Raw genomic sequence first — 18,931 nt, forward strand, 5'->3', positions numbered from 1 at the left:
CGCGCGGGGCGCTCAGTCCGTGTCGCGCGCGACGCGTACGAGGGCGTCGAACAGCCCTTGCTGGGCGGGGTCGGTGTGTGCGGTGTCCTCGGGATGCCACTGCACAGCAGTGAACCAGTTCCGTGTGTCCGGGAGTTCGAGGCCCTCCACGGTGTCGTCGGCGGCGCGGGCGGTCACCGAGAGGCCGGTGCCGAGGCGGTCCACGCGCTGGTGGTGGTAGCAGGACGCCTCTGTCTTCTCGCCGCCGGTAGCCTGTTCCACCAGCGTGCCGCGTCGGAGCGTCACAGGGTGCACAAGGTGCCGGTGTTCGCGATCCGGGCCGCCCATGTCCTGTTCGAGGGTGCCGCCGAGGGCGACGTTGACAGCCTGCAGACCACGACAGATCGCCAGCAGCGGCAGACCCAGGTCCAGTGCGGTACGGGCGACTTCGAGGTCGAAGGCGTCCTGGAGGTCGTCGACGTCGTACACGCTGTCGTGGGTGTCGGTGGCGCCGTAACGGTGCGGAGCGAGGTCGCCGCCGCCGGGGAGCAGCACGCCGTCGAAGCGGGTGAGACGGGCGGCTACGTCGGTCATCTCCGGGTGGATGCTCACCGGCTCGCCGCCGGCCCGCCACACGGCCTCGATCAGGGCGCGGGCGTTGACCTCGGCGGCGTACCGGAGCGCGGAGGTGGTGGCGGCGAAGCGTGCCGGTATGGCGATCAGGGGTCGGGTCACAGCTGGATCCAGGTCGTCTTGAGCTCCGTGTACTTCTCCAGGGCGTGTGCGGACTTGTCGCGGCCGTTGCCCGACTGCTTCATGCCGCCGAAGGGGACGGTCAGGTCGCCCTCCTCGTAGCAGTTGACCCAGACGGTGCCGGCTCTGAGTGCGCGCGAGACCCGGTGGGCGGTGGACAGGTCGGAGGTCCACAGGCCGGCGGCCAGACCGTACTCGGTGGCGTTGGCCAGCCGTACGGCCTCGTCGAGGTCGTCGAAGGTGAGCACGGACAGCACCGGGCCGAAGATCTCCTCGCGGGCCAGCCGCATCCCCGGGTCCACCCCGTCGAAGACGGTGGGCCGCAGATAGCTGCCGCCGGACTCGGCCAGCGTCCGGCCACCGCCGGCCCGCAGCCGGGCGCCTTCCTCCAGCCCGGTGCCGATGTGGTCGAGGACGCGCCCGAGGTGGCTCTCGCCCACCATCGCGCCCATCTCGGTGGCCGGGTCGAGCGGATCACCGACCCGCAGCTCGCCCGCCCGGGCCACGATCGCCTCGGTGACGCGTTCGGCGACCGAGGAGTGCACGAGCAGCCGGGAGGGGGCGGTGCACATCTCGCCCTGGTTGAAGAAGATGCCCCAGGCCGCGGTGGCGGCGGCCTTCTCCAGGTCGGGGGCGTCCGGGAGGATGATGTTCGGCGACTTGCCGCCGAGTTCCAGCCAGACGCGCTTGAGGTTGGAGTCCGCCGCGTAGCGCAGGAAGTGGCGGCCGACCGCGGTGGAGCCGGTGAAGGCCAGGACGTCCACGTCCGGGTGCAGGCCGAGTGCCCGTCCGGCGACCGGTCCGTCACCGGCGACGACGTTGAGCACGCCGGGCGGCAGCCCTGCCTCGGTGGCGATCCGGCCCAGCAGCAGCGCGGACAGCGGGGAGTTCTCCGAAGGCTTGAGCACCACCGTGCAGCCCGCGGCCAGCGCCGGGGCGATCTTCCAACTCGCCAGTGTCAGCGGGAAGTTCCACGGGACGACCGCCCCGACGACTCCGGCCGGTTCCCGGGTGACCAGGGCGAGCGCTTCCGGTGCGGTGTGCGGCGACTCATCGGTGAGCTTGTCGGCCAACTGCCCGTACCAGCGGAACGTGTTGATGGCGGCGCGCAGTTCGATGGCGTAGGCGTCGGTGATGGGCTTGCCCATCTCCAGGCTGACGGCGAGCGCGAGAGTTTCGCGGTACTCCTCCAGCAGGTCGGCGAGGCGCAGCAGGATTCTGCCCCGGTCGGCCGGGGAAAGGCGCGGCCAGGGGCCGGAATCGAAGGCCCGGCGCGCCGCGGACACCGCCGAGTCCACCTCCCCGGGCCCGGCGTCGGCCACCTGGGCGAGCACCTGGCCGTCACGGGGTGAGACCACCGGAAAACTGCGACCGCTCCCGGCTTCCCCGACACCGTCGATGTGGTGGGTCGTCGGCAGCGTCAGCGCCTTGGCCAGGTGCAGCCACTCGTCATGGGTGCGGTCCGCCATGGATGTCTCCCGGGGTGCGCGATGCATTACGTTTGAAGCCAAACGATATCGCCGGGTCGGCGCTCCCCACAAGAGCCGTCCGCTCCCGCACCATCGCCGCCGAAAAGCCGAGAAGAGGAGAGCCCGTGCGCGCCCTCGTCATACGTCACGACCACGCGTCCCTGTCCGGTCCCATCGGCGACCGTGTCGCCCAGCTCGGTTACCGGATCGACGAGGTGACGGTCGTCCCCGAGGCCCGTCACCGGACCCCCGCCCTGGACTTCGACTTCCCCGACCCCGCCGGCTACGACCTGCTGATCCCGCTCGGCGCCCCCTGGTCGGTCTACGACCGGAGCACGGTCGCCCCGTGGATCGACGGCGAACTGGAGCTGCTGCGCACCGCGCACGCCTCGGACCTGCCCGTCCTCGGTATCTGCTTCGGCGCCCAGGTCCTGGCGACGGCCCTGGGCGGGAGCGTGGAGCAGGCGCCCCGTCCGGAGATCGGCTGGATGACCGTCGAGTCCGACGCGCCGGAGCTCATCCCGCCAGGTCCCTGGTTCCAGTGGCACTTCGACCGCTTCGTGACGCCGCCGGGAGCCGTGGAGCTCGCCCGCAGCGCCGTCGGCCCACAGGCGTTCCGGGCCGGCCGGGCCCTCGGGGTGCAGTTCCACCCCGAACTCACCGAGGAGACGCTACAGCGGTGGCTCGACCTTGGCGGACGCCGGCAGGCCAGGGAACACGGCATGGACCCCGATCGACTGCTCGCCGAGACTCGGAGCCTGCAAGAGGAGTCCGTGCGGAGGGCGTACGGCATCGTGGACGCGTTTCTGGCACAGGTGGCCCGGAACTGAGAGCGCTGCCCCGGCATCGTGCCGCGATACCGGGACGGCGTCAGCGTCAGCGACGGTTCCGGCCAGGAACGTCGGCTTGCGCGTGAGGCAGCAGCCGCACTGGTCCGAGGAGGCCGTGGCCGAGCTCGGCCTGGCCGTCCAGGTGTCGGGCCCTCTCGGAATCCATCGGGTCGGAGCCGTCTTGGTCGGGGAAGCGGTCGGCGGAGCCAGGGCCGGGTGCCCGGGCAGGACAACGGCCGAGCCGGAGCGGATCGCGACGGTCGCCTCGTGGCCCCGGTTCGGCTCGGCCGCGGCGATACGGGAGCCGTCATGCCAGTGACACCGATCAAGAGCTTACGGCCGTGCGCGCCCCTGCACCGTGCCGCGTGCGGAGTGGGCCAACAGCTTGGTCACCAGCTCGCGCAGGATCAGCCGCTCGACCGGGGCATCCGGCTGGTCAACGCCGGCCTCGAACGCAGCCCGCCCATGCACAGCCGGGCCCGCCGTCGGGCTCGGCCCCGCGGCGTTCACTCGCCCCGTGCTCCCACCTGCCGGGTGACCGCGCGCAGCAGAGGACGGCTCAGTCCGCCTGCCGCCACGATCCCGCCGACCCCGGCGGCGCAGCACACCGCGAGAACGATCAGGCCGCGCGCGTCGAACGACGAGTCGCCGCCGGCCGGCATCATCGATCCCCCGCACATCAGCCCTGCCGCGACGGCCCCGCCCGCCAGCACCGTCACCGGGATCAGCGTCTCCCGGCTGCGGGCGGCGTCCAGGACCCGCAGGGGAGTCCCGGCCAGGTGGAGCAGGGCGTAGGTGCGGCGGCGGTCCAGGACGGAGGAGGCCGCGGTGATCCCGGCCGAGGTGATGGCGACGGCGAAGGTCACCACGAGCACCACCCGGGTGATGGTGTTGAAGTCCCGGGTGAGCCGTGCCTCGGACCAGTTCACCTCGACGCCGGTGACCGGGTACTGGTCGGGCATCAGGCCGGTGAGCGCGGTACGGGCACGGTCCAGCTCGGCCGGGCCGCCGGACACGGTGGCGGTGACCTGGCGGCTGTCGTAGGGGGCTTGGGCCACGAAGCCGTCGTCCACGCCGACCACGGCGGTCACCCCGGCGGCGTGCAGGCGCTGTTCGGCCAGCGTCCGTACGTGCGTCACCTTGTTGTGCGGGACGGCGATGGCGAGCTGGTCGGGCCCTCCTCCCCACGTGGGAGCGGCGTCCAGGCTGAGCAGGGCGAAGAACCCGGCGACGAAACCGGCCAGGGTGAGCCCGGAGACGATCCGCCAGGCGGCCTTGGGATCGTCGAGCAGCCGGCGCCCGGCCAGCAGCGTCGCGGGGCGCTTGGCCCGGGCGGTGACGACCCTGCCGAGCAGCCGGACCACCCAGGGCCCGATCACGGCCAGTGCAAGGAAGACCGCGGCGAACGCGGACAGCGCCACGACGTCGTCGCTGCCGTACTTCCTGGTGATCCAGCCGTACACGGCGACCACGGCCACGAAGACCAGCGCCCGTACGGCGCTCGCTCCCCGGCCGCGCGAGCGGCGGGCCACGCCCAGTGGGCCGACGACCACCTGACGGAGACCGGCGAGCGCGCTGACCACGACCAGCGCGACCACCCCGGCCGTCACCGCCAGCAGCGGCGGTGCGCCGATCCACAGGTCGGCTGTGTACCAGGAGCCGCCCGCGATCGGCAGACTCGCCGCCGCCGGCAGCAGCACCGCGTACCCCACGGCACCGAGCAGTGCCCCGGCCGCCCCGGTGAGCAGTGCCTCGGCGGCCGTCATCCCGGCGATACGGCCCGGCGTGGCACCGATCAGGCGCAGCGCGGCGAGCCGCTGATCGCGGCGGGAGACCGACAGCCGCGCGGCGGAGGCACCCAGCACCAGCAGCGGTACGACGACGAGGATGGTGGCGAGCCGGGCGAGGAGCGTGTACATGTCGCCCACGCCTTCCTTCAGCGGCGTGCCGGTGAAGGAGGCGACGGGGGTGGGAGAGACGGTGTCGCCGATCCGGCGCGGGTCGGGCGCGCGCTCGGCGGTGACCGCCGGGTCGGTGGAGCGGTGTCCGATCACCGCGACGAGTTCGTCGGGGTGTGCGAGCGCCGCGCGGCCCAGTGTTCCGGTGGGCGTGCCGGGGACCGGGTGGCGGTCGGCGGGCAGCCGGTCGAGCAGGGCGCCGAGCGCCGGGGAGACCCACAGCTGGCCGGGGGCGGGGAAGCGGTCGAGGCCGGGCGGGGCGGGAGCGGTGCGCCCGGGCAGCTGCGCCACGTCCACGACGGTGACGGGCACTCCTTGGGTGAATGTGGTCCCGACCGCCTCGATGGCCGCCGGGCGGGAGGACTCCACCGGGTTGCGCCAGTCGGTGTGGTCCGAGCGGTGCTGGAAGCCGAGGTTCATCGCGACGCACAGCAGCAGCAGTGTGGTGGACACGGCAGCCGCCGCGACCGCGAGCCCGGTGGCGAGCAGGCCGGTGCGGCCGCCGGCCCGGGTGAGCCGCCAGGTCAGCGTCCAGGTGGTGCGGTCCAGTGCCCTCATCGCCGGTACCCCGCCTTCGACTCGGCCCCGGCCTCTGCCGCAGCTCGGTCTCCGGCCAGCCGGCCGTCGCGGACCTCCACCGTGCGATCGCACCAACGGGCCACGTTCGCGTCGTGGGTGACCAGGACCAGGGCGGCGCCCTGGCCACGGCTGACCTCCGTCAGCAGGTGGATCACTTCCATGCCGGTGGCCTGGTCCAGCGCGCCGGTCGGCTCGTCCGCGAAGATCACCTTCGGACGGCCGACCAGGGCCCGGGCGATGGCCACCCGCTGCGCCTGACCTCCGGACAGCTGTCCGGGACGCCGACTTTCCAGGCCCTGCAGGCCCAGTGGACCGAACCACTGCCGGGCCTGCTCGACGGCTGCCCGGCGCGTCGTGCCGCCGAGCATCAGCGGCAGGGCCACGTTCTCGTCGGCGGGCAGTTCCGGCAGCAGCTGGCCGGACTGGAAGACGAAGCCGAACGCGGTGCGGCGCAGCTCGCTGCGGGCCGGTTCGCGGAGCTGGTCGACCCGCTTGCCGTCCAGCCGGACTTCACCGGAGTCGGGTCGTTCGATCCCGGCCAGGCAGTGCAGCAGGGTGGATTTGCCGGAGCCGGACGGGCCCATGACGGCCAGCGACTCGCCGGCCGTCACTTCGATGTCGACGCCGGCCAGGGCGCGGGCCATGCCGTAGGACTTGAACAGGCCGGTGCCGGTCAGGACGGCGGAGGGGGTGCTCATCGGGCGGTCTCCCGGGGGGAAGCGGTGTTCAGCGGGTTCATGCCGTCCACGATCGGGGCGCACGTTTCCGGCGGGCTCGGCCGGACGGCCGGTTGTGGCGGCCGGACATCGGCCATTCGGCCGAGTCCGCCGGGAATCGCCGCTTCCGTATCCTGCGGGCGTGAACTCCAAAACTCCGCTGCTCCGTCGGGCGCTGACCGCCGTCGGCTGGATCATCCTCGGCCTGATGGGGCTGTTCGACATGTTCGCCAAGGGGGCGCCCGACTACAGCTGGCCGAGCTTGCTGCAGATGGTGTCCGGCTTGCTCGCCTGCATGGCGCTGCTGTGGCCCGCTCGTCGGCCGAGCGTGCCGGTACGTGCCGTGCTCGTCGCGGGCGGCTCGCTGGTCCTCACGGCCGTGATCGCCACGTGGGCGGGCCCGGGCGCCCGTACGTTCGGGGCGCTGGAGAGCGTTGCTCTGCTGGTGCTGCTGTCCCGCGCGGTGTGGGCGGTACCGGGCCCGAGGACCGCGGTGGCCGTTTGTGCCGCACTGAGCGTGGCGGGCGTCGCGATCCCGCAGCGCTTGCTGCCGAACGACATCCGGAACGACGGCCAGGACGCCCTCAGCGGGTCCCTGCTGATGACGCTCGCCGTCGGCCTGGCTCTCGCCTGGGGTTCGCGGGTACGACTGATGGAGGAGCGGCGGGCCCGCGACATCGCCGCCGTGCGCCAGCGCCAGCGCCTGGAACTCGCCCACGACCTGCACGACTTCGTCGCCCACCACGTCACCGGCATCATCGTCCAGGCCAATGCCGCGCTGACCCTTCAGCACACCGCGCCGGAACAGGTCGGACCGCTGCTGCAGAACATCACCCGCTCCGGATCGGAGGCACTGGACTCGATGCGCCGTCTGGTGCGGGTCCTGCGCGAGGACGACCACGCGGGCGTGCGGCCCGGCGAGGTGTGGGCGGAACTCGCCCGCCTGGTTTCCGCGTTCTCCGGAGACGAAGAGGACGCCCAGTTGCACGTGGCGGCGGCGGCCCGCGAGGTGCGGCTCGCCCCCGAGGTGGAGACGTCCGTGCACCGCGTGGTGCAGGAGGCGTTGACCAACGTGCGCCGGCACGCGCCCGGCGCCGTGGTCGCCGTACGGATCGATGTGGACGGGAACCGGCTGCGGGTCGAGGCGTACAACACGGCACCGGCCGCGCGCCACCCCGGCCCGGTCGGCGGGCGCGGCGGCTTCGGGCTGGTCGGCCTGCGGGAACGCGTCGAGGCGGTGGAGGGCACGCTGACCGCCGCCCCCACCGACGACGGCGGCTGGCGGGTGACCGCCGCCTTCCCGGTGCTGGCCGCTGTGGCAGGATCACCGGCATGAACGATGCGGCGATCCGGGTGCTGATCGCGGACGACCAGGAGCTCGTCCGCATGGGTTTCCGGCTGATCCTCGGTGCCCAGCCCGGTATCGAGGTGGTCGGTGAGGCCGCCGACGGCGCCGCCTGCGTGGAACTCGCCCGCCGGCTGCGGCCGGACGTGTGTCTGGTCGACATCCGGATGCCGAAACTGGACGGCCTGGATGTCACCCGGGCGCTGGCGGGCCCCGGAGTCCACGCCCCGATGCGGGTCGTCGTGATCACCACGTTCGACCAGGACGACTACGTGCACACCGCGCTGCGCAACGGGGCCTGCGGCTTCCTGCTCAAGGACGCCCCGCCCGGCCTGCTGATCGAGGCGGTGCGGGCCGCCTCCCGCGGCGACGCGCTGGTTTCCCCCGCCGTCACCGTCCGGCTGCTGAAGGAACTGTCCTCCACGCCGCCCGAGCCGGATGCCGCCTGCCCGCTGACCGAACGGGAACTCGACGTGGCCCGGCTCGTCGCGGTGGGCCGGACCAACCAGGAGATCTGCGACGAGCTGGTGGTGTCGCTGTCCACCGTCAAGACGCACCTGGCCAACATCCAGCAGAAGATCGACGCCCGCAACCGGGTCGAGATCGCCGCCTGGGCGTGGGAGTGCGGCATGGTCCGGGAGCGATAGGGGCAGCTGAGCCCGGAACGCCTCCACGATCCCGTTGCGGGACTTGGGTGTCCCGCCGGGCCTTGTGGTCCGGCCGGTCCACCTCCGCCACCGTGACCTCGTTCGAGGAGGAACCGCGCGACCTCGGCGCCGTAGGCGCCGGTCCCCTCGACTCCGACGGCGAGGACGTCGCCATGGGACCGGACGACCACGGCCTGGTGGACATCGGTGTGGGTCTCGGTCCCGCCGATCACCGCCATCTCGTCGGCTCGGGGCACCGCCCGCCCTGTTGCCCGAGCGGTGCTCCGACAGGTCCCGGGTCAGACGCGGCGGCGGGTGAAGCGCTGGTTGGCGTTGCCGCTGTAGGTGTACTGGGTGATGCGGGCGCCGTTGGCGGTGGAGTATTCCCAGACGTCCATGGCCAGGCCGGACTCCCGGTTGACGAGGCTGATCACGTCACCGCCGTGGTCGATCACGCGCCACTGCTGGACGGTGGCGCCGCTGTCGGCCTGCTGGACTACGTCCGCGCCGGTCGTGGTGCCCGCGGGCTGGAGGAACAGGCCACTGTGCCGGGCCTTGATGCGGACGTGGCCGTCGCCGGCGTCCACGAACTCGAACTGCTGGTTGGGGCGGCTGTTGGCGGTGTACTGGGCGAGCCTGGCGCCGGCGGCGGTGGAGGCCTCGTAGATGTCGGCGGCCTTGCCGCTGTGCTGGGCCACCAGGCTGTAGACCCCGGGGCCGCCGGTCGAGTCACCCAGCTGTGCTTCCCACCTGGTGTTGGATCCGGCCGCGTCGGCGGGGAGGCGGTCGCGTGCGGCGGTGTCGCCGTACATGGTCCAGCGGGCCCAGTCGACGACGGTCCTTGGGAAGCGTTGGTCGCTCCAGAAGCTGGTGTGGCTGCCGCCGACGAAGGTGAGGAACGCCTTGGGCCAGGTCATCTCGGTGTATGCCTGCCGGGCCGAGGAGTACGACGTGGTTGAGTCCCGGTCGCCGTGGACGAACAGGACCTTGGCGGAGACCGAGGCGGCGGGGTTGCCCATGTCCACGCAGGACTGGGGGTTGGCGGAGATGATCCGGCTGTCGGGCCAGGAGGTGAGCAGGCCGTGGGTGACCATGCCGCCCAGGGAGTGGCCGGAGACGCCGACGCCGATGCCGGTGTTGATGTGTCCGGCCAGCGGTCCGCTTGTGTTGAGGGCGAGGGTGTTGGTGAGGATCTGCGAGACGTCCTTGGAGGTGTTGCCGTTGTTGACGTCGGTGAAGTTGTGGTTGAAGTGCGGGGCGGGGACGATGAAGCCTGCCGCGGCCAGGGCTCGGATGATGAACAGGGAGTTCTGCGGGCTGCTTCCGTAGCCGTGGGTCATGTTGTAGACGGGGAAGACGCCGCCTGCGACCGGGGCGTCGGTCACGGGGTTGCCGCCGGGGGTGCCGGTGGCGGGGTAGTAGACGTAGGTGGTGCACGGGCGGCTGCCGCGGGTCCAGTTGTACCTGCGCACGCCGACCGCGAACGGCGTGGTCGGCGCCGTGTCCAACGGCCCGACGGCGGCCGGCGCCTGTCCTGCGCCGAGCAGGGACAGACCCACGCCCGTCGCTCCGGCCGCGCTCATGCTGAGGAATGTCCGTCGTTGCATGGCCATGGATGTCTCCTGGGGTGCGGGGATGGATGTAGCGATTGGCGTTCGGCGGGGCAGAGGTCTTCGTGCACGCCGTCTTCTGGTCCTTCGCTCGGCGATGGAGGCTATGAGGTGGTCAAGTCGTGTTCGCCGCGTCCGGGAACGACGTCGATGACCGCCGTCACCGGTCCTGTGTCGGTCATCCCGGTGACTGTCACCTCACCCGGCCTGTCGGTCGCGCCAGGTGGCAACGGCTGCCAGCGGACGGGAACACGGGTGATCCTGTTGTCGGCGGTGGTGAGCATGCGGATGGAGGAAGGCAGCTTCGGGGCGGCCCCCACCACGGTGGCGGTGTAGATGGTGTCCTGGAGGATGTGCTTGGCGCGGCTGGCGTTGAAGACGTTGATGGAGGCGTGCGGCTCCCATGTGTTCGCCAGCCCGGGCACGGCCCGGAACATCGGCTGGTAGCCGGCCGGCTCCCACACCAGTACACCTGAACCTCGGTTGTCGACCACGTCGTTGGCGGCCTGGAACACCCTCCGGACAGCGTCCGCCTGGCCCTGAATCGTTCGCGGGAAGGGTGAGTTGGGCAACGGCGAGCCGTCGCCGCCCGAGGCGGGGTAGGCGGTTTCCGCGATGTCGATCTCGTAGCCGGGATAGGCGGTGGCCATGGTGTTCAGGTTGAGATCCAGAGCCTCGGGCGTACCGTGCCACTCCGGGTAGTACGAGATGGCCAGCACATCGGGGTTCTGCCCCTTTGCCTTCACCCGGGTGACGAACTGGTGCCAGAACTCCATGGTTTTGGCGAGCCGGTCCTTGCCGACGATCACGTGTATCTCGACCTTGGATGTCGGTGACGCGTCGCGGACGGCTTTGATCCCGGCCGCGGCCAGGGTGGTGAACCGGTCCCACGCCTGGTCGTAGAGCTGCTGCTCCACCGGGTCGGTTGACCCCCAGTACTGCCACAGCAGGCCACCGCCGGGCTTCGACTGGTAGATATCGGCCTGGTCGACGAAATACGGCGGACTCGTCGTGCCGATGTGGGCCGCCTCGCTGCCGTACATGAAACCGTTGATGATCTCGTTACCGACGGCCACCTTCTCCGGCGTGGTGCCCTGCTGGATCAACCGGTCCAGATAGTCAGCGGTGAAGTCGTACACGGCCTGGGACAGGTCCGCGAACTCCAGCTCGGCCCAGGCGCGTGGTTTTGGTTGCTTGCTCGGGTCCGCCCATGAGTCCGCGTAGTGGAAGTCGATACCCAGGCCCATGCCCCGCTGCTTGATCCCCTTCGCTGAGACCAGTGAACGCTCCGGGCCTTGGCGCGGTATCGGCGTCGGCCGACCGGTGCTCTCGCTGCGCGGCTCGTTGAATATCCGCAGCCGGGTGTGCTGCATGCCGCGGTCCTTGGCCACGTCGAGCAGGTGTGGCCCGGCGCCGCGGTCTTCGGCCAGGGGGTCGACCCAGTATTGCCGGTCCTGGACGTCGTCCATCCAGGACAGATCGGCGCCGAGGATGAGGTCGTCGCGCAGGTAGTTGAAGACCTGGAGCTCGCTGACGCCGGCTTGGGCACGGCCCGGCCCCCCAGTGAACATCAGCCGGACGAAGCGCGTTGCCGGCCGGGTGAACAGGTGTACTTCCCCTCGTGACACGGCTTGGTTGTGGGACCTGTCGGCGATGGTCTTCCACCGGCGACCGTCGGATGAAGCCTCGACGATGTACCGATAGGCCACGCCACGGTCCGGGAACATCACCTTGACCTTGCGCAGGTTGTCGTAAGTTCCACCGAGGTCGACGGTGAGCCACTGCCGACCGCCGGCACGACCGGGTTGCCAGGACGTCGTCGGGTCGCCGTCGATGGCCAGTCCGGCGTTCGACGAACCGGTGGCGGCTGTCGCCGAGGCCCAGGGTTTGGCAGCGATATTGCTTTCGATCGGCTTGATGTCCGCGGTGCCGAAGGTCGCATGGGCCGGCGCGGGCACCATGAGCAATGTCGCGGACACCATGGTGGCCAACGTCGTCATGCCCGCGACGACGCGGGGCAGACGCTTGCTGCTCATTCCTTCTCCTGACGATGTGACGGTGTCGTGGACTCAAGGACGCGACCCTGCACGCTCTGCCGGTCGAAGCGACCGGCAGAGCGTGGGATGTCAGCCAGTCGCGGCACCGACATCGAGGTAGTCGACGTTGGGCAGACCGGCTGCCGTCGTCGGATCCAACCGGATGGTGTTGCTGCCGGCGTTCAGCGGGACGGTCGCGGTCTTGGTCGACCACGTCGTCCACGCACCGGTGGACTCGAACGAAACCGTCCCCACCGTGGTCCCGTTGACGACCAGGTTCGCCGGCCTCGCACCGGTACTGGCGCCATTGGCGAACCGGATCGCCAGCGTGGCCGTACCAGCGGCCTGCGAGGTCACCGTGAACTGTGCGTAGGACCCCGCGGCGGCATTGCCGTTGCAGAACCCGCTACCGGAATAGCCCGCTTGGTTCGAGTCGATCGTGCCCTGGCACTCCGCCGGCGCGGTCTCCGCCTCGTACCGCTGTCCCGATGGCGCGTCGGCAGAGGTCTTGACCAGTGAGAGCTGGTCGACGATGACGCCGCCCGAACCCGACGCCCGCACGGTGACGGTGGCGGCCCCGCTGGGTAGCTGGATGCCGGTGAGCTCGCGCTTGGCCCAGCCGCTCGACGACGGGATGCTGAGGGTGCGCTGGCTGCCGTTGGCGCCGGTGATCACGACCTGTCCGGCGCTACCCCGAGCGTGCAGGGACAGGGTGTAGGTGCCTTCGGGCACCGACGCGATCCGCTGCTCGACGCCGCCGCTGTTGCTCACCTGGAGGGCGAAGCGAGACCCGTTCACACCGCCGTTGACGTTGGTCACCGAACCGCCGAGGTTCCGCCATCCGCGCACACTGGAGACGATGATGCGGTCGGCCTGGATGTCCGGGTTGAGGATGTAGTTGTTCGCCGGCCCGACACGCCACTCTCCGGTCGTGACGTTGAACTGCCACTGGCTCACCGAGTGGAACTGCGGCCTCGCGCCGGTCTTGGTGATCGGCACCCACTGGTTGTATCCGATGCCGTTCCAGGCGAAGTCGGCCCAGCGGTCGCCGGCGTAGATCACCGTGTTCTGCTTGGTGCCCTTGACCGTCACGAAGAACCCGGTCTGGGTCACGTGGCTGTAGTCCATCTCGGTGCCGGCAAGGACGTACTCGCTGCTGTAGGAGCCCTGGACGTTGCTGCTGGTCGACTCATTGACGTAGTTGACAGAGGTGTTCCAGCCGTGCAGGTCCGACGCCGCGTGGTAGTACTTGCCGTCGAGCTTGAACATGGCGTTGCCCTCGCGACCGTCACCGCGACGGATCTCCACGCCTGGCTCGATCCGCAGCGAGTCGGACTCCCGGAACTTGGCCACGAAGCCGCGCGACCGTCCTTCGCGGTTGGAGAAGATCAGGTAGTCCTTGCCGTCGTCGTCGGTGAAGACGGTCTGGTCTCCGGTGCCGGTCGTCGGCGAGTTGGTGATCTGGGTCTGGAAGTAGCCGTAGTCGAAGGTGTCGGTCGGCGAGTCACCCTGCAGCAGCAGGACGCCGTGCCCGCCCCTGCCCGTGTGCCACATCTGCACGGCGAGCACGTATTTGCCGGTGTTCTCGTTGTACGAGACACCGAGCCGCCCGACCCAGCCCGCGCCGCCCATGTTGGCGCCGCTGCCGACGCCGGTGGAGCGCGTCGCGACGCGGTTCTCGAACTTCCAGTTCACCAGGTCCTTGGACGAGTACACCGGGATGGACCTGAAGCTGACCTCGCCGTCGTACTTCCTCGTCGGATTGGCCCGGTAGGACTCGGCGCCGAGGTAGTGCACGCCGTACCAGTAGTAGGTGTCACCGAACTTGAAGACCCCACCGCCCTGCGAATAGATGGGGTTGCCGCTGGTGTCGTTCCAGAAGGTGTTGTTCGTGATGGTCTGGAACGTGCCCTCGTCGGCAGCCTGCAGATCGCCGGCGGCGTTCATCAGCGCCGTCTTCGCCTCGGCGACCTCCGACTTGGTGGCCGATGTGTCGTCGGCTACCGCGTCCGCGGAACGCAACGCCTTGGCGAAGGGTTTCCAGGAGCCGGCCGTGTACTTCGACGGAGCGCGGGTCTCGTACTCGGACACCAGGTACTTCAGGCCGCGATCCACCACCGGTCCAGCAGCGGCACCCTGGTCTTGGAGCGCCGTCGCCGGTGTCCGCGTGGCCTGTGTCTGTGTTGTTGCCTGTGTCCGCGTCGCAGGTGTCTCCGCCGCAGCGGTGCTCGCCGAGAGCGGTGCCGCCAACGCCACGGACAACAATGCGGCGGCGGCCACCTTCCAGTACTTCGAGAGGACGCGCGATCTTTGCCTCAAGATGTCACCTTCCATCGTTCTCAAAGGCGCCGAGATCCGGCGCACTTCCGCTGAAGGGCAGTCCCACGCCGGTGCCCTTGTCGATCAGGGCACTGTTCGCCGCGAGACGGAGGTGGGGCAGCACGGGCAGGCTTCCGTCGGTCTGGCGGGGCGCGTCCCAGCCGGATGTCGACACACTCTGGAACTCGGAGTTCGACAGGGGGCTGCCGAGGTTCCAGGAGTTGTACGCGGCGTTCGTGCCGGTCATGTACGACGTCGGCGTTCCGGTGTAGGCGATGTTGTTGCGCAGGTTGCCCCGGCCGACGGCGGCGCCGCTCGAGTCGACGCCACGCATGTTGAAGTTGGGGCTGTTTCCGTAGCCGGTGTTGTTGAAGAAGTCGTTGGCCACCGGGTGGTGGTTGGCGTAGAAGCCGGCCGCCTTGTTGAGGAACGCCACCGAGAAGCGGACGGTGTGCTTGGGCGCGTTGGTCTCGTAGTCGCCCCCGTAGCCGCCCGACTTGAAGCCGGCTCCGTTGCCGGAGGGCGTCGTCGTCCCCGGCACGTACCCGTTGCGCCAGGCCCACGAGTTCTCGATGATCACGGGCGAGTAGGTGGAGATGAGGTCGAACCCGTCATCGGCGTTCCACCACGCGCGGCAACCCCGGAACACGTTCGCGGCGCGGCCGGCCGGCGTGTAATGCGAACCGAACCCGTCGGCGTTCTCACCGGGCCCGTCATTGCTGCGCAGGTCGTAGTTGTCATGCGAGTCCGAGTTGAGGACGAGGTTGCCGCCCCCGCCGTTGATGAACAGGCCGGTTCCCATGTGGTGGTGGGTGTTGATCTGCTCGAAGACGTTGTTGCTGCCGGAGACCCAGATCCCCCAGGACTCGGCGTTCCGGTTGTTGTTCTGCGGAACGCCCTTGACTTCCAGTCCTTTGAGGTGGATCCAGCTGCCGGTGACGTTGAAGCCCTTGATGCGGCAGTTGTCCGTCATCCGCGAGAAGTCGAAGACCGGCTTCTCGCCCGGCTGGGCCACGTACCGGATCGGGCTGCCCGAACTGCCGCTCTTGTTCAGGGTGATCGCGTCGACTCTGGCGGACTGGCTCGAACAGGCGCTGTTCGCGCGGGTGTAGGTGTAGGTGCCGCCCCGGAAGTGGACCGTGTCACCCGCCTTGGCGACGGACTGCGCACGGGCGATCGATGCCCACGGAGCGGCCTGCGTACCCGCTGCGCCGTCGTTCCCGTTCGGGGCGACGTAATAGGTGTTTCCGGCCGCCGCGTCGCTGGCGGACGCCGAGTCGGCGACCATCACGAGAGAGCTCACCGTGACCACCGAGAGCAGGAGAGCGGCAGGGGGGACGAACTTCGCGGTTCTCACAGCGTCATCTCCCGGGGTAGGTGATGTTCGGCCGTGGTGGCCGGGCCATGCCGGCGCCGAGGAAGTAGTCGACGTGGTGGGACTGCATGTATCCCTTGAACGTCATGGCGTTGCGGTAGGCGGGGTTGTGCGCGAGCGTGTACAGCCGTGTGCTCGACGGGCGATCGGTGGTGAAGATGATCAGCTGGTTGTGGCTCGCGTTGGTGTACACGGCTTCCTCACGCCAGTCGCCGAGGATGTCGCCGTAGAAGGTGGGCTGGACGTTCTGGCTCGCGTCGACCGCTCCGTAGTTCGAGGTGGTGAGCAGCCGTGTCAGGCTGTTGGTGGGCTTGGGGTTGTTCGGGTCCCACTTCTCGAACTTGCCGTCGTTGAGCAGCTCCATCGTGATGTCGCCGTCCCACCACAGGCCCAGCTGCGGCCAGGGACGCAGTGAGGTGTTCGGTTCGGTGAGGCGGTTGGCGGGTGCGTTGTAGAGGCCTGAGAAGGACCAGACCTCCATGCCGGGGAACCGCGGGTCGATGTCGCCGGCCATGCCGCGTCCCACGTCGGCGGTGCCGGACGCGGTGTGCCGCCAGATGATGGAGCCGTTGGTGGCGTCGTAGTAGTACTCGCGCAGACCGCTGGGGTTGTCCTGCTGGACGCCGTAGCCCTGCAGGCCCGGGCGGTTGGGGTCCATTTTGGCGATGTGGAAGCGGTCGCCGTGGATGACGCCCGCGGGGCCCAGGGAGTACCGCAGGGTGCCGTTGCCGTTGAGCACGAACCCGATCTCGGCGACCTCGTCGGTCCCGTCGCCGTCGACGTCGATGGCGCGGGTGTTGTGCCCGTCGGGTGTGTTCTGGTTGCCGCGCAGCCACTTCCACTGCTGGGTCAGGGACTGGCCGTTGAACTGCCAGGCGCCCATCATGAGGTTGAACGCCCCGTTGCCGATCCGGTTCTTCATGAAGGCGACCAGACTGGGCCGGGAGCCGTCGAGGTAGCCCACGCCGAACCGGGCGTACATCGGGCCGTCCGCCAGGTAGTCCGTCGGCACGGGAGCGGTCGCGCGAGGCGCCCCGGTCATGCCGTCGAGGATCGCGATGAACTGGCGGTTGTTGTTGCTGTTGGTGAATGTGGTGCCGTCGCCGAAGCGGACACCGTTGGCGATCCGCACGGCGACCTCGGCGCGGCCGTCACTGTCGAAGTCGTAGACGGTCACGCCGTCGTTGTGGCCGACGTCGATGGTGGACGATCCGCCTTCGATGTTGTTCTGGTTGGTGCTGTTCGGCCCCATGTTGACCGACCAGAGGAGCTGCCCGTCGCGCCGGTAGGCCTCGAGTGTCTGCGGCGATGTCTGGCGGTCCAGGACGAAGTCGTATTCACCGTCGCCGTCGAGGTCGCCGACCCAGACGAACTTCACCGGGCCCCCGGCGCGCAGCGGTACGCGAAGGGCCGGCTCGACGGCGTGGTTGGCGGTCAGGGTGAAGGCGCCGCTCGGTGACTGCTCCGCGCCGTCGATCACGGGCCGTACCCGGTAGCTGTTGGACCGGGTCAAGTCGGCCGTGGAGTCGGTGAAGTTGGTGCCTTGGGTCAGGACCGCGGAGTTGAGCTTGACCTCCTGGCCTCCGGCTGTGGACCGGTACACGTTGAACCCGATGCCGTCCGGATCGAGCCCCAGCAGCCGCCAGGAGACGAGAACACTGGTGTTGCTCGACCGCACGGCCACGACGCCGCGGCCGAGGTTCTCCATCGGTCTGGCGGCTGCCGCTGCGAGGCCGTCCGTCGGCGTCGCGGCACCCGCGTCGACTGCGAGCGTCGTAGTCGCGGCGGACAGGAGTACGGCTGTGGCCCCGGCTAACGAGACCTTGATGGAACGTTTCATGAATCCTCCCGTGCGGGTGCGGGTGCAAGGCAGATGATCACCGTCGGCCGCGGTTGCGCCGGTACGGCCGCCTGGCCCGTCGGGGTGGTGGGGGAAAGCTCGCCGCCGCGGGGGTGCTGCGTCGGCCGGGGGAGAGCGACGGGAAGGTTCGGGCATCGGGGCCCTCCACCCAAGACGGTGTTAAAACGTTTACTATCCCGATGTCATGATCGTGTCAAGACTCGTCGTCGCTATCCGTTGTCATTGCTGGTATTGATCGTGTTGCGACGCGGCCATAAGCTCGAGCCATCGGTGCAAACGCTTTAACCGATGCTCCCCCGGGCGGCGGATCGCTGTCTCCCTGCACGGGATGGCCCAGGCGCACTGGGAAGCGGGGAAGGCTGGTGGTGGACGATGGCGCGACGGGCGAGCGAGCCCGGGGGCGGCCGACGGCGGCCCACGATCCGCGAGGTGGCGGACCGGGCAGGCGTGTCCGTCGCCACCGTCTCCCGAATCCTGACCGGCGACTACCCCGCCTCCCCCGCCACTCGCAAGCGCGTCATGCGCGCCGTCGAGGAACTGGACTACGTGGCGAATGCCCACGCCCGCGCTCTGGCGGGCACATCCGCCAAGAGCATCGCCATCGTGCTCAACTCGGTGATCTCGCCGCACTACGCGCATGTCGCCCAGGGAGTGGAGGCCCAGACCGCCGTCGAAGGCCGGCTGTGCCTGATCGGCACGACCGGCGGTGACCCCGAGCGCGAACTCGCCATGGTGAAGTTCATGCGGGAGCAGCATGCCGAGGCGGTCATTCTGGTCGGCAACGTCATCGCGGACGAGAAGTACCGGCAGCGTATGAGCCAGTACGCACACGCCCTGGCCGCCATCGGGTCCCAGCTGGTGCTGTGCGGCCGCCCGCCGCTCGGCCCCGACGTGCCCGCGGTCGCCGTGGAGTACGACAACGCCGGTGGCGCGTTCGCCGCGACCAGCCACCTGCTGTCCGCGGGACACGAGCGGATCCTGTGCCTCGGCCACCGTCCCGGCTACACCACGGCCGAAGGCCGGGTGGCCGGGTACCGCCGGGCGCTGGCCGCGCACCGTGTGCCGCACGACCCGGCACTGGAGGTCGAGGGCGGCCCGTTGGAATGGCACGAGGGTTACCGGATGATGAAGGAGCGGCTGGCCACCGGTCCTCGCGACTTCACCGCGGTGTTCGCCCTCAACGACCTCATCGCCGGGGGCGCCTGCCGGGCACTGACCGAGCACGGGCTCGGGGTTCCCGACGACGTGTCGATGGTGGGATTCGACGATCTTCAGTCCTCGCTCGACCTCAATCTGACCACTGTGCACCTGCCGCACGAGGAGGTCGGGCGTACCGCCGTACGTCTCGCACTGGAGCACGAGGCACGCGGCGGCACACCTGCGCACGTAGTCCTCGGTACGCACCTGGTGGTCCGCGATTCGGTCCGCCCCCGCGTGTCCTGACGCCTGGGCGG

At 69.9% G+C, this 18,931-nt stretch carries 13 protein-coding genes; 4 read left to right on the forward strand and 9 right to left on the reverse strand.

The genetic code is table 11. From position 1 onward, the window contains the following. Positions 1-12: 12 nt before the first annotated feature. Both QQY66_RS42670 and QQY66_RS42675 read right to left on the reverse strand, forming a co-directional pair. Positions 13-714, reverse strand: a complete 702-nt coding sequence (locus QQY66_RS42670) for a gamma-glutamyl-gamma-aminobutyrate hydrolase family protein (RefSeq protein ID WP_301985782.1) — start codon at positions 712-714, stop codon at positions 13-15. After that, a complete protein-coding gene (locus QQY66_RS42675; protein WP_301985784.1) occupies positions 711-2,201 on the reverse strand; it encodes an aldehyde dehydrogenase in 1,491 nt (496 codons plus the stop codon). The genes QQY66_RS42670 and QQY66_RS42675 overlap by 4 nt, the downstream gene beginning before the upstream one ends. A gap of 125 nt (positions 2,202-2,326) precedes the next feature. Here QQY66_RS42675 and QQY66_RS42680 point away from each other — a divergent pair, with 125 nt between their 5' ends. After that, positions 2,327-3,031 carry a type 1 glutamine amidotransferase gene (locus QQY66_RS42680; protein WP_301985785.1) on the forward strand — a complete coding sequence of 235 codons (705 nt, stop codon included), beginning with the start codon at positions 2,327-2,329 and terminating at the stop codon, positions 3,029-3,031. A gap of 506 nt (positions 3,032-3,537) precedes the next feature. On the opposite strand, the gene QQY66_RS42685 is transcribed toward QQY66_RS42680, so the two are convergent. Both QQY66_RS42685 and QQY66_RS42690 read right to left on the reverse strand, forming a co-directional pair. Beyond that, on the reverse strand, positions 3,538-5,547 hold the full coding sequence (locus tag QQY66_RS42685) for an FtsX-like permease family protein (RefSeq protein WP_301985786.1): 2,010 nt from the start codon (positions 5,545-5,547) through the stop codon (positions 3,538-3,540). Then, the gene (locus tag QQY66_RS42690; protein WP_301985787.1) at positions 5,544-6,266 is read right to left on the reverse strand and encodes an ABC transporter ATP-binding protein; all 723 of its coding nucleotides are present in this window, start codon (positions 6,264-6,266) and stop codon (positions 5,544-5,546) included. Before QQY66_RS42690 ends, QQY66_RS42685 begins: the two co-directional genes overlap by 4 nt. Positions 6,267-6,426: 160 nt before the next feature. Here QQY66_RS42690 and QQY66_RS42695 point away from each other — a divergent pair, with 160 nt between their 5' ends. Further along, positions 6,427-7,620, forward strand: a complete 1,194-nt coding sequence (locus QQY66_RS42695) for a sensor histidine kinase (protein ID WP_301985789.1) — start codon at positions 6,427-6,429, stop codon at positions 7,618-7,620. After that, complete coding sequence (locus QQY66_RS42700) at positions 7,617-8,276, forward strand: response regulator transcription factor (protein ID WP_301985790.1); 660 nt, start codon at positions 7,617-7,619, stop codon at positions 8,274-8,276. Before QQY66_RS42695 ends, QQY66_RS42700 begins: the two co-directional genes overlap by 4 nt. Positions 8,277-8,575: 299 nt before the next feature. Here QQY66_RS42700 and QQY66_RS42705 read toward each other — a convergent pair whose 3' ends face one another. The 5 genes from QQY66_RS42705 to QQY66_RS42730 all read right to left on the reverse strand — a co-directional run bounded on the left by QQY66_RS42705 (position 8,576) and on the right by QQY66_RS42730 (position 17,456). Continuing rightward, on the reverse strand, positions 8,576-9,889 hold the full coding sequence (locus QQY66_RS42705; RefSeq protein WP_301985791.1) for an RICIN domain-containing protein: 1,314 nt from the start codon (positions 9,887-9,889) through the stop codon (positions 8,576-8,578). A 101-nt stretch (positions 9,890-9,990) separates the two neighbouring features. Then, the gene (locus tag QQY66_RS42710) at positions 9,991-11,922 is read right to left on the reverse strand and encodes a glycosyl hydrolase 53 family protein (protein WP_301985792.1); all 1,932 of its coding nucleotides are present in this window, start codon (positions 11,920-11,922) and stop codon (positions 9,991-9,993) included. Positions 11,923-12,012: 90 nt separating this feature from the next. Beyond that, the gene (locus QQY66_RS50650) at positions 12,013-14,241 is read right to left on the reverse strand and encodes a family 43 glycosylhydrolase (RefSeq protein ID WP_367667037.1); all 2,229 of its coding nucleotides are present in this window, start codon (positions 14,239-14,241) and stop codon (positions 12,013-12,015) included. Positions 14,242-14,245: 4 nt separating this feature from the next. Further along, positions 14,246-15,598, reverse strand: coding sequence for a right-handed parallel beta-helix repeat-containing protein (locus QQY66_RS42725; RefSeq protein ID WP_301985793.1), 1,353 nt, complete (start codon positions 15,596-15,598; stop codon positions 14,246-14,248). Between the two features lie 4 nt (positions 15,599-15,602). Beyond that, positions 15,603-17,456 carry a hypothetical protein gene (locus QQY66_RS42730; protein ID WP_301985794.1) on the reverse strand — a complete coding sequence of 618 codons (1,854 nt, stop codon included), beginning with the start codon at positions 17,454-17,456 and terminating at the stop codon, positions 15,603-15,605. A gap of 450 nt (positions 17,457-17,906) precedes the next feature. Here QQY66_RS42730 and QQY66_RS42735 point away from each other — a divergent pair, with 450 nt between their 5' ends. Beyond that, positions 17,907-18,920, forward strand: coding sequence for a LacI family DNA-binding transcriptional regulator (locus QQY66_RS42735; RefSeq protein ID WP_367667038.1), 1,014 nt, complete (start codon positions 17,907-17,909; stop codon positions 18,918-18,920). The last annotated feature ends 11 nt before the right edge of the window (positions 18,921-18,931 follow it).

Source organism: Streptomyces sp. DG2A-72 (genome assembly GCF_030499575.1).
Classification (GTDB): domain Bacteria; phylum Actinomycetota; class Actinomycetes; order Streptomycetales; family Streptomycetaceae; genus Streptomyces.